12 protein-coding genes are annotated in these 10,896 nt (G+C 73.1%); 6 read left to right on the forward strand and 6 right to left on the reverse strand.

What is annotated here, in order from left to right; genetic code table 11:
• Positions 1–173 precede the first annotated feature (173 nt).
• Together ACFYZY_RS28625 and ACFYZY_RS28630 are read left to right on the forward strand one after the other, a co-directional pair.
• The gene (locus ACFYZY_RS28625) at positions 174–1,220 is read left to right on the forward strand and encodes a hypothetical protein (protein ID WP_388699834.1); all 1,047 of its coding nucleotides are present in this window, start codon (positions 174–176) and stop codon (positions 1,218–1,220) included.
• 216 nt (positions 1,221–1,436) lie between these two features.
• Positions 1,437–1,715 (forward strand): GlsB/YeaQ/YmgE family stress response membrane protein, encoded by a 279-nt coding sequence (locus ACFYZY_RS28630; protein WP_190156292.1) that lies wholly within the window; start codon positions 1,437–1,439, stop codon positions 1,713–1,715.
• 91 nt (positions 1,716–1,806) lie between these two features.
• Here ACFYZY_RS28630 and ACFYZY_RS28635 read toward each other — a convergent pair whose 3' ends face one another.
• From ACFYZY_RS28635 to ACFYZY_RS28645, 3 genes are all read right to left on the reverse strand, one after another.
• The gene (locus tag ACFYZY_RS28635) at positions 1,807–2,970 is read right to left on the reverse strand and encodes an oxygenase MpaB family protein (RefSeq protein WP_388699835.1); all 1,164 of its coding nucleotides are present in this window, start codon (positions 2,968–2,970) and stop codon (positions 1,807–1,809) included.
• A gap of 62 nt (positions 2,971–3,032) precedes the next feature.
• Entirely contained in the window at positions 3,033–4,082 is a 1,050-nt protein-coding gene (locus tag ACFYZY_RS28640; protein WP_388699837.1) for a polyprenyl synthetase family protein, read from the reverse strand.
• Positions 4,075–4,359 (reverse strand): polyprenyl synthetase, encoded by a 285-nt coding sequence (locus ACFYZY_RS28645; RefSeq protein WP_388699838.1) that lies wholly within the window; start codon positions 4,357–4,359, stop codon positions 4,075–4,077. Before ACFYZY_RS28645 ends, ACFYZY_RS28640 begins: the two co-directional genes overlap by 8 nt.
• Before the next feature lie 418 nt (positions 4,360–4,777).
• Here ACFYZY_RS28645 and cynR point away from each other — a divergent pair, with 418 nt between their 5' ends.
• Positions 4,778–5,686: a transcriptional regulator CynR gene (gene cynR, locus ACFYZY_RS28650; protein ID WP_388699840.1), complete on the forward strand. Its 909-nt coding sequence runs from the start codon at positions 4,778–4,780 to the stop codon at positions 5,684–5,686.
• A gap of 75 nt (positions 5,687–5,761) precedes the next feature.
• On the opposite strand, the gene ACFYZY_RS28655 is transcribed toward cynR, so the two are convergent.
• The 3 genes from ACFYZY_RS28655 to ACFYZY_RS28665 form a co-directional block, all read right to left on the reverse strand.
• Positions 5,762–6,154 carry a VOC family protein gene (locus ACFYZY_RS28655; protein ID WP_388699842.1) on the reverse strand — a complete coding sequence of 131 codons (393 nt, stop codon included), beginning with the start codon at positions 6,152–6,154 and terminating at the stop codon, positions 5,762–5,764.
• Positions 6,151–6,444, reverse strand: coding sequence for an ArsR/SmtB family transcription factor (locus ACFYZY_RS28660; protein ID WP_388699845.1), 294 nt, complete (start codon positions 6,442–6,444; stop codon positions 6,151–6,153). Before ACFYZY_RS28660 ends, ACFYZY_RS28655 begins: the two co-directional genes overlap by 4 nt.
• Positions 6,445–6,608: 164 nt before the next feature.
• Positions 6,609–7,184 (reverse strand): TetR/AcrR family transcriptional regulator, encoded by a 576-nt coding sequence (locus ACFYZY_RS28665; protein WP_388699848.1) that lies wholly within the window; start codon positions 7,182–7,184, stop codon positions 6,609–6,611.
• Between the two features lie 191 nt (positions 7,185–7,375).
• Between ACFYZY_RS28665 and ACFYZY_RS28670 the strand changes: the two genes are divergently transcribed.
• The 3 genes from ACFYZY_RS28670 (at position 7,376) to ACFYZY_RS28680 (ending at position 10,729) form a co-directional block, all read left to right on the forward strand.
• Positions 7,376–8,389, forward strand: coding sequence for a zinc-binding dehydrogenase (locus tag ACFYZY_RS28670; RefSeq protein WP_388699850.1), 1,014 nt, complete (start codon positions 7,376–7,378; stop codon positions 8,387–8,389).
• A gap of 223 nt (positions 8,390–8,612) precedes the next feature.
• Complete coding sequence (locus ACFYZY_RS28675; RefSeq protein WP_388699853.1) at positions 8,613–9,413, forward strand: alpha/beta fold hydrolase; 801 nt, start codon at positions 8,613–8,615, stop codon at positions 9,411–9,413.
• Entirely contained in the window at positions 9,413–10,729 is a 1,317-nt protein-coding gene (locus ACFYZY_RS28680; protein WP_388699855.1) for a PP2C family protein-serine/threonine phosphatase, read from the forward strand. Before ACFYZY_RS28675 ends, ACFYZY_RS28680 begins: the two co-directional genes overlap by 1 nt.
• The last annotated feature ends 167 nt before the right edge of the window (positions 10,730–10,896 follow it).

Raw genomic sequence — 10,896 nt, forward strand, 5'->3', positions numbered from 1 at the left:
GGGCGGGGCGCCGGGGGCAACCTTGGGGAGGAGGTGCGAGTCTCCTGAACGGTCACTCAGGTGGCCGGACACACAAGGAGAGCATCATCACCGCCATACGCAAGACCCTCACCGCCACCGCAGTCGTCGGCGCCGTCCTGGTGGGCTCGGCCGCCTGCGGCACGGCGGAGCAGATGTCCGCCGGAAAGAAGCTGGACCAGGCATTCGAGAAGCTGGGAAAGAAGACGTCGGTCTCCTTCGAGCTGGATCTGGACGCCGACACGAAGACCCTCGGGCACCTGGACGCCGAGTCGGATCCGGAGCCCGGCGAGGAGATCCCCGACGAGCTCGCCGAGCTGATCAGCGGTGCGAAGATCAGCTTCACGGTGGAGTCGCTGAAGCCGCTCGACGAGTCCGAGGAGAAGGACTTCGTGGGGGTGGCCATGAAGGTCAGCAACCCCTCCGGAGACCTTTTCGAGTACCGGGTCGTCGGTGACGACGTCTACGTCCGGTCCGACGCCGACGCCCTCGCCAAGGCGACGGGCTCCCCCCTGCCGCCCGTCAACGAGCTGCCCCCGGAGGCCAAGGGCCTCAAGAAGGTGCTGGAGGGGGAGTGGGTCACGTTCAGCACCCGTGAACTGGAGAAGGTGGGCCGGGAGATGGGCCGGGCCGACCGGGGGGACGGCGGAGCGTCCGGCTCCGGGCCGTCGCCGGAGACCTCGCTGGACGCCGGGACCCGGAAGAAGCTCCTGGAGGCCCTGCGCGGGGTCGTCGCCCGGGAGGTCGGCTTCAAGACCTCCGGGAGCAAGGACGGCACCGAGCACGTCACCGCCACGGCCCCGTTCCGCACGCTGGTCACCAAGATGATCGGCCAGATCCGTCCGCTCGCCAAGGACCTGCCGCCCGGCATGGACCTGCCCTCCGACGCGGACCTGCGGGACGCCCCCGACGCCGAGGTCGCGGCCGACTTCACGCTCAAGAACGGTGAGCTGACCGAGGTGTACGTCGATCTCGCCAAGCTGGCCGAGAGCGCCGAGGTCAAGAAGTTCGGACTGGTGCTGAGGGTGAGCGCCGGCACCAGGCCCACGGTCCCGGCCGGAGCCACCGAGCTGAATCTGGAGGAGATCATGGGCGGCTTCGCCGGAGCCCTGGCGGGCGACGGGAAGCCCGGCGGGGCCGGTTTCCCCGACGGGGGTGCCGAGGAGGGCGTCGAAGAGGACTCCGCCGAGGGCGCCGCGTAGGCACGAGCGGGTCCGGGGGCAGCGCGTACGTCCGGGCGCGTCCGTAGCCTGCCCTGCGCCGGCCCGTGGCCCGTGGCGGCGCGTGCCGCTCGTGATCGTCCGGGCGCCCTGGGTGGTGGGGTTGGGTTTTCGTCGGGGTGGGGGGCGTTTAGGCGGGCGGGTTCGGTGCAGACGATGAACTGACACGGTCTTTATGTGACAAAAAGGAGAACCGTCATGGGCATCATCGCGTGGATCCTCATCGGCCTGATCGCCGGCGCCATCGCCAAGGCCCTGATGCCGGGCAAGGACCCCGGCGGCATCATCATCACCATGCTCATCGGCATCGCCGGCGGCCTCCTGGGCGGCTGGCTCGGCAAGGTGATCTTCGGTGTCGACTCCGTCGACGGCTTCTTCGAGATCTCCACCTGGATCGCCGCCATCGTCGGCTCCGTCATCCTCCTCGCCCTCTACCGCCTGATCACCGGCAACCGACACACCCACCGCCACGCATAACCCCCCACCCCCACACACCACACACCAGCACGCCCGGCGGCTCCCCTCCCCACAGGACGGAAGCCACCGGGCGCACCCGTGCCTCGGTCCGTCAGGACGTGGGAGTGGGGGCCGGCGGCGCCCACCGGTGGGTACGGGGTACGCCGTCGGAGACGCCGAAGTCCTTCTTCAGGTGCTCGGGGATGGCGTAGTGCATGACGCGGCCCCGGGTGAGGGAGGACAGTTCGAGGACGGTGGTGAGGTGGCCGAGGCGGTCCAGCGCCCAGGCGCCCAGCGGTGATCCGTCCTCGATGGACTCCAGGACGCCCAGCAGACCGGGTACGGCCTTGACGACGCCGTCCCACGCGGTGCGGGGGACCTGGAGCCAGTCGGCGCAGGTGTCCCCGATCAGGTAGCGGATGAGGGCCGAGACGATGGGGTCGAAGAAGGTGCCGGGGACGACCTCCTCGTAGAGGTCGATCAGCTGGCGGGTCAGATGGGCACCCTCGTCGGAGGGGCCCATGTGGCGGATCATGTACAGGTCGAGGAACTGCCGCGCCTCCTCCAGGGTCCCGGGCGCGGCGTCCTGCTCGACGCCGAGCATGGCGCCGACCACGCGCCAGGCGTAGAAGTACGCCTCCGCGCCCTCGACCGACATGTGGATGCCGAGCCGGTGCAGGCTGTCGAGGACGAGCAGGGAGAAGAACATCTGCCCGCCGATCAGGTCCTCCTGGCAGATCGGCGTCCCGAGCGCGGCGGTGTCCCAGAGGCCCTCCCGCTTCAGGTGGTGGCGGATGGAGGCGTGCAGCAGGCGGACCTTCTGCGCGGCCGGGACGAAGCGGCCGCCGGCCTCGAAGGCGTCGGGCCGCATGAGGTAGACGGTGAACTGGCCGGTCTCCGCCATCCGCTTCGACGGATAGTTCAGGCCGTGGGTGGCCGACAGCAGCTTCGCCACGTGGGGGACGACGTAGCAGGCGGGCATGGAGGCGAAGGACAGCGCGGTGGAGATGTGCACGTTGTTGTCGATGAAGAACAGCCGCGCCTTCTCCATCTCCGTCCAGTCCACCCAGTCCGGCGGCACACCGGTGGTCCGGAGGTATTCGCGGGCGACGTCGGGCAGACCCTCGGGCAGGGGAGCGCCGGCGGTGGAGACGTAACGCATCAGCGCGTTGAACCTGCCCACCTCCCCCCGCTCGAACAGCGTGGCCACGACGGCGTCGGCGAGCTCGTCGCCCGACTGGCGCAGGGCGTCCATCGACGCCCGGGTGTGGATCATCAGACAACGTCCTTCTCTGCGGGCCCCGCACGGCGGCACCTGGCGCCGCGCGGGGGAGGGGGTCAGTGCCGGCGGTCGGTGGCCGACCGCGCGAGATCGCTCAGCGCCCGCCGGGCGTGCGCGGGCACGTCGAGTCCGGTCAGGACGCGAAGGGCCTCCCGCACGCGCGAGCCGATCATCTCCTCGACCCGTTCGGGTGCTCCGAGGTCCACCAGCAGCTCCCGGAAGCGGATCAGGTGCCGGTGGTCGGCGTCCCGGCGCCCCAGCACGTCCCGCAGCCGGTCGCGCTGCGCGGGCGTGGCGGCTCGCCACGCCTCGGCCAGCAGGGCGGTGGGGCGGTTGCCCCGGATGTCGTCCAGACCGGCCTTGCCGGTGCGCTCCGGCTCGCCGAACAGACCCAGCAGGTCGTCGCGGAGCTGGAACGCCTCCCCGAGCGGCAGCCCGTACGCGGACAGCCCGTCCCGCAGGCGCGGCGCGGCCCCGGCGAGCAGACCGCCGATGAGCAGCGGGTGCTCGACGGTGTACTTGGCGGTCTTGTAGCGGATCACCTTCAGGGAGGCGTCCGTGTCCGGGAGGGTGCCGGTGCGCAGGATCTCCAGGCACTCGCCCGCGATCAGGTCGCGGGCCAGGTCCGCCCACAGCGGCCGGGCGCGCGCCAGGTAGGCGGCGGGCAGGCCGCTGGTGGCGAACAGCTGTCCCGCGAGCGCCATCAGGTGGTCACCGACCAGCATGGCCAGCGAACGGGCGCCGGCGCGCTCGCGGGGCCGCCCGGCCAGCGGGGTGCGCAGGGCGACGTGGACGGTGGGCCGGTGGTGGCGCAGCGGGCTGTCGTCGATGAGGTCGTCGTGGACGATCGCCGCGGCGTGCACCAGCTCCATCGAGGCGGCGGCCCGCAGGAGGGTGTCGCTGTCGGGCTGTCCCGCCGCCCGCCAGCCCCAGTAGCAGAACGCCGCCCGCAGCCGCTTCCCCTGTCCGGCCGCGCACCGCAACTGTTCCGCGACGGGTTCCAGGAGGCCGTCGATCGCGCACAGACGCTCGGCCTCCTCCGTCAGGAGGGTGCTCAGGACGGCGTCGACGCGCGCCCTGAAAGCGGCCGGCTCCTGGTCAGACATCGTCGCCGACGACCGCGCGCCGGGTGAGCACGTGCTGGGCGAGCACTTCCAGATGCGCCGGGGGCGCGGCCGTGTACCGGTCCAGGACGAGCCGGCCGCGGGCCATCAGGTCCTCCTCCGCCTCCCGCACCAGGTCGGCGCCGTCGGAGCGGCGCAGCAGCCGCCGGAGCGTTCCGGCGGCCGAACCGACGGCGCTCACCGCCAGATCGGCCAGGCCCGCCGCGAGCAGGACCGCCTGCTCGTCGAGGCGACGGTCCGGTCGTGAAGCCGGCGTCATACTCTGAACCCCCAGGATCGCGTGTTCGGACGGGGGCGCCGGAGCGGCGCCGCTGTCCCGATCATGGAGCCGCCCCGCCGCGTACTCGCCGGGTGCGTGCCCTCCTTACCGCAACGAGTGACACGGGGAACGCCCGTTCCGGTCCATGCTCACCGGCCTCCCGGTGAAGCCGGACGCGCGCGGCCGGACGGGTGAGGGGGCCCGCCCCGGCCGGAGGGAGGGCGCGCCGGAAACGGGCGACGCCTCCGGCGAGGTCCCGCGAGGCCGTTCCCCGCGGCAACCGTCGGGCCCCGGGGGCGGACGGGATCCGCTGGTCGAGCCCCGGGGGTCGGACGGGATCCGCCCCGCGCGACCTGCGTCTATAGAGAAAAGGGGTTGGCGTGCCTCCCTCTTATTGCTTCCGCCTATAGTGGATCTCATGGCCGCTCTGGAACTGCGTCACCTGCGCTATCTGCTCGCCGTCGCCGAGCACGGCAGCTTCACCCGCGCCGCCGAGGACCTGCACATCTCCCAGCCCACGCTCTCCCAGCAGGTCAAGCAGATGGAACGGACCCTGGGCGTACAGCTGCTGGACCGCACCGGCCGTACGGTGCGCCTCACCGACGCCGGTGCCGTCTACGCCGATCACGCCCGCCGCGCGCTGCGCGACCTGGCCGCCGCCGAACGCGCCGTCCACGACGTCCAGGACCTCTCGCGCGGCGACCTGCGCCTGGGCGTCACCCCCACCTTCACCGCCTACCTCGTCGGCCCGCTCACCGCCGAACTCCACGCCCTCCACCAGGGCGTGGACCTGGTCCTGACCGAGACGACCCAGGACCGTGTCGAGGCGGCCCTGCTCGCGGACGACCTCGACCTCGGCATCGCCTTCGCCGGAGCCCACCTGCCCGGTGTCGCCGCGATGCCGCTCTTCACCGAGACCCTCGGTCTCGTCACCGCCACCCTCCCCTCCCGGACGGGGCCGGATCCTCTGCCGGTACGGGCCCTGGAGGACACCCGGCTCGCCCTCCTCAGCGGCGACTTCGCCACCCGGGCCCACATCGACGCGTACTTCGCCCGGCACCGGATCGCCCCCCGCGTCGCGGTCGAGGCCAACTCCGTCCAGGCCCTCGTCGAGATCGTCCAGCGCACCTCGCTGGCCACCGTCCTGCCCGACGCCGTCACCCACGACCACCCCCGCCTCACCCCCGTTCCCCTCGACCCGCCCCTGCCGTCCCGCACGGCCACCCTCCTGCACCGCGAAGGCGCCTACCGCGGTGCCGCCGCCCGCGCCTTCACCGCGCTCGCCCATCGCCACGTCCGCGCCCGCGGCTACACCCCGCCCCCGTGATCCGCGGGGCGGGGTTCCGCCGGGAGGGGGACGCGGTCACCCGCGTCGGCGGGCGGCCCGGCCGTCCGGCCCGGGTCAGCCGTTGTGCTGGACGATCTGGACGAGGTTGCCGCAGGTGTCGTCGAACACCGCGGTGGTGACCGGACCCATCTCGGCCGGTTCCTGGGTGAACTCCACGCCCTGCCCGCGCAGTCGGGCGGCCTCCGCGTGCACGTCGGCGACCTCGAAGGAGGCGGCCGGGATGCCGTCCTCGAACAGTGCCCGCTTGTACGGCGGGACCGCGGGGTGGCCGGAGGGCTCCAGGAGCAGCTCGGTGCCCCCGGGGTTCTCGGGCGAGACGACGGTCAGCCACCGGGCGCCGCCGCCGAGCGGGATGTCGTTCTTCTTCACGAAGCCGAGCACCTGGGTGTAGAAGCGCTCGGCCTCGCTCTGGTCGTCGACGAACACCTGGGTCATGTAGATCTTCATGGTCCGGTCTCCGGTGTGCGGGGCCTGAGCCAGCGGGTGACGATCTGCTCAAGCGGTTCGGGGGTGGGGTCGTGGAACTTGCGGCGGCCCTCGCGCCGCGTCCGTACGAGGCCGGCGGCCTCCAGGACGGCGAGGTGCTGACTGATCGCCTGGCGTGACGATCCCAGCCCGTGTTTCGTGGCCAGGCGCGCGCAGATCTCGAACAGCGTCTGGCCGTTCCGTTCCGTCAGCTCGTCGAGGATCGTCCTGCGGGTCGGGTCGGACAGTGCTTTGAACACATCGTCTGCCACCCCTCCACCATAGGCAAGTGTTCACTTGCCTATCAAGTCGGAAGCCGGTCGCCGTCGCGGCTGCCCGGGCCCCTCCGGGGCGGGACCGGGCGCTCCGTCGCGCACGAAGGCGGCCCGGCGGCCCGGACCGGCACCGGGAGCGGCGGGGGCGGGGCGGGGAGCGGTCAGGAGTCGAGGGGGACGGGAGCGGCGTCGGCGGCCGGGCGGGGCTTCGGGAGCGCGCCGGCCAGAACGAGGTCGACGAGCCGTGCCGCGAAGTCCTCGTCCACCGGGGCGCCGCTGATGAGGGCGCGGGTGAACAGGGCGCCGCTGACGGCCTCGATGACGAGGCCCGGGTCGGTGTCCGGTGCGAGTTCGCCGCGCTCGACGCCCCGGCGCACCATGGCGGCGCCGCGTTCGAGGCGCTCGGTCCAGTAGGGGAGCCGGCGGTCCGGCAGGGTGCCGTCGCGTTCGGCGCTCAGCCGGAGCAGGGCCCTGCCCTGCTCCGTCGCGAGCAGTCGTGCCAGCGCGCCGAAATGGGCGGCGAGGTCGTCGTGGACGCGGCCGGTGTCGGGTACGGGCATCGCCGCGTCGAGCTGTTCGGTCAGCGCTTCCAGGATCAGGTTCTCGCGGGTCCCCCACCGCCGGTAGACGGAGGTCTCGTGGACCCCGGCGGCTCGGGCGACGGCACCGACGGTGGTGCCGGCGAGTCCGTGCTCCGCCAGGACGTCCACGGTGGCGGCGAGGACGGCCGCGCGCATGCGGGTCCCTCGGCGGCGCAGAGGAGGCGGTGCGTTCCGGTCGGACGAGGTCATGATCCAGCATAACGCAAGTCCATTTGCATTATGCGGCGGAGCGGGCGTACGTTTTATCGCAAGGTGACTTGCGTTGAAGGTGCCGAGTCCGGGAGAGGACCCGCGCTCCGGGGTCGCCGCGTCAAGGAGGTCATGTCATGGAGCAGATGCTCGCCGCCCGGCTGCACGTTCCCAGCCGCACCCTGCGGATCGAGGAGGTGGCGAAGCCCGTTCCCGGAGCCGGAGAGGTCCTGGTGAAGGTGGAGGCCGCGGGCGTGTGCCTGTCGGACGTCCACCTGATCGACGGCACCCTCTCGCCGATGCTGCTGGAGGGCGACACGGTCACCCTGGGCCACGAGGTGTCCGGCGTCATCGCGGAGACCGGGCCCGGCGTCACCCGCTGGACCCCGGGACAGCGGGTCGTGCTGTACGCGGGGGAGACCCGCGGCGGCGTCACGTACACCCGCGGCGTGGACTACGACGGCGGCTGGGCCGAGTACGCCCTCTCCGCCGAGACCGCCCTCACCGAACTGCCCGACGCCATCCCCTTCGACCAGGGCGCCATCATCCCGGACGCGGTCTCCACGCCGTGGGCCGCGATCACCGTCACGGGAGCCGTGCGGCCCGCCGAGGCCGTCGGCGTCTGGGGCGCCGGAGGGCTCGGCGTCCACGCCGTCCAGCTGCTGCGGGCCGTCGGCGCGTACCCCGTCGTCGCGATCGACCCCAGCCCCGTCGCCCGCGAGCGCGCCCTCGCCCGGGGCGCGGACCTGGTGCTGGACTCCGCCGACCCGGCGCTGCGCGAACGGATCGGCGAGGCGACCGGCGGGGCCGGTCTCGCCGCCGCCTTCGACTTCGCCGGCGTGCCGGCCGTCCGCGAACAGGCCCTCTCGGTGCTCGGGCCCAAGGGCCGGCTGGTCCTCGTGGGCCTGACCGACAAGCCGCTGACCGTCGCCGACGGCACCCGCTTCAGCTACCTCCGGCAGCAGATCCTCGGCCACTACGGCTCCGACATGCCGGTCGCGCTGCCGCAGCTGCTGGCCCTGCTCCAGGGCGGGCGGCTGGACTTCTCCGGGTCGATCAGCGGCGAACTCCCGCTGGCACGGGCCGCCGAGGCGGTGGAACGGCTGGAGAACAAGACCGGCGACCCGATCCGGCTGATCCTGCGCCCCTGACCGCACGAGGACGGGGCGGCGCCGCGCCCTCGTGCGCTTCGCGCCCCTCCGGGCCGGGCGTACGGCGTGCCGCCGTGACGCCCGGCCCTCCCGGCCGTGCCGCGGGAGGGCCGGGCCGCCCACGACGGCCGGCGACGGAGCCGCGGTCTCCCCGTCGTCCGGCGGGACGGCCCCGGAGGGACCGCGACCCGGGCGAACCGGACCGGATGGGAGTATGACAAGTGTGAACATTCGCAGCAGGAACAATGTGACGGTGACCGGCCCGCCGACCGGGCCGACGGTCGTGCTGGCCCACGGGTTCGGTTGCGATCAGAACATGTGGCGTCTGGTCGTCCCCGCCCTCGCGGAGCGCCACCGGGTGGTGCTGTTCGACTACGTCGGCTCCGGCGGCTCGGACCTGTCGGCCTGGAGCGAGGAACGCTACGGGTCGCTCGACGGCTACGCCCAGGACGTGGTGGACGTCTGCGACGAGCTGGACCTCGAGCGGGCGGTGTTCGTGGGGCACTCGGTCAGCGCCATGGTCGGCGTGCTGGCCGCGCGGGCGGCACCCGCCCGGATCGGATCGCTGGTCATGGTGGCTCCCTCGCCCCGTTACATCGACGACGCCGGGTACCGCGGCGGCTTCGGCGCCGACGACATCGACGAACTCCTGACCTCCCTGGAGTCGAACTACCTGGGCTGGTCCTCCACCATGGCCCCGGTCATCATGGGCAACCCGGAACGGCCCGAGCTGGGCCAGGAGCTGACCAACAGCTTCTGCGCCACCGACCCGGACATCGCGCGCGTCTTCGCCCGCACCACGTTCCTGTCCGACAGTCGCGGGGACCTGAAGGACGTGACGGTCCCGACGCTGGTGCTCGAATGCGCCCAGGACGTCATCGCCCCCCGCGAGGTCGGCGCGTACGTCCACGCCGCGATCCCCTCCTCCCGCCTGGTCACGCTGGACGCCACGGGCCACTGCCCGCAGCTCAGCGCACCGGAGGCCACCGCGGAAGCGATCCTGGACTTCCTGGAATCCCTGTGATGTGCAAGGTGGGCGAGGAGCCCGAGCGGCCGGGGACCGACACCGGCACGGCGTTCATCGCCCTCCTGGAGGACAGCGCCGAGGAGCTGTACGAGTCCGCGCCCTGCGGGTACCTCTCGACGCTCCTCGACGGCACGATCGCCAAGATCAACACCACCCTGCTGGGCTGGCTCGGCAGGGAGCGCGAGGACGTGGTGGGACGGATGCGCTTCACCGACCTGCTCACCGTCGGCGGCAAGCTCTACCACGAGACCCACTTCGCCCCCCTGCTGCGCATGCAGGGCAGCCTGAGCGGCATCGCCCTGGAGATGAGGACCGGCACCGGCACCCGGCTGCCGGTCCTCATCTCCTCCACCGTCAAGCACGGGGACGGGGGCGAGCCGCTGCTGATTCGCACCACCGTCTTCGACGCCTCCGACCGCCGCGCCTACGAGGAAGAGCTCCTGCGCCGCAAACGGGACGCGGAACAGGCTCGCGCCGAGGCCGAACAGGCACGCGCGGAGGCGGAGGAGGCGCGCCGGCAGGCGGAGGCCGACCGGGCACGGCTCACCGACGCCCTGGCCGTGCTGCAGCAGTCCCTGCTGCCCTCCTCGCTGCCCGCCGTGCCCGGCCTGGAGACGGCCGTCCACTACCACACCGCCTCCGCGGACCGCCTCGGCGGCGATTTTTACGACCTGTTCCCCCTCGACGGCACCCGCTGGGGCTTCTTCCTCGGCGACGTGTGCGGAAAGGGTCCGCAGGCCGCGGCCGTCACCTCCCTCACCCGCTACACCCTGCGCGCCGCCGCCCTCCACGACCCGGAACCCGCCGCCGCCCTCGCCACGCTCAACACCGTCCTGTACGAGCGGTACGCCGCCGGCGGCGACCCCCGCTACTGCACCGCCGTCTTCGGCGTCGTCGACACCGGCGCCGACCCGGACCGCCCCGTCGTCCGCCTCGCCTCCGGCGGCCACCCCCCGGCCCTGGTCCTGCGGGCCGACGGGCGCGCCGAGTTCCTGCCCACCCCCGGCGGACTGCTCGTCGGCATCGTTCCCGACGCCCCCTTCGTCACCGCCGAGACCGTCCTCGCGCCCGGCGACACCCTCCTCCTCTACACCGACGGCCTGACCGAGGCGCGCACCGGACCCACCCGCGGCAGCCTGTACGGCGAGGACGCGCTGCACGCCTTCGCCGCCGCCCACGCCCCCGCCGCCCCGCGGGAGGTGGTCACCGCGCTGACCGCCCTGCTGGACGGTTTCGGCGACGGCCTCGACGACGACACCGCGCTGCTCGCCCTCGGCGTTCCCGCCCGCCCGGCGACGAACGGCCGCCGATGAGCCCGCTGGACATCACCGGCCGGACCACCGCCGCCGGCCCCGTGGTGGGGGGGGGCCGCGGCCCCCCCCCCCCCCCCCCCCCCCGCCCGCGCCCGGCGGGTGAAAAACAACGGCGGCGGCCGGGGCCGCCCCAGGGGAACGACCAGAACCGGCGGGTGCACAGCGGG

The organism is Streptomyces sp. NPDC001744, assembly GCF_042892575.1.
Classification (GTDB): Bacteria; Actinomycetota; Actinomycetes; order Streptomycetales; family Streptomycetaceae; genus Streptomyces.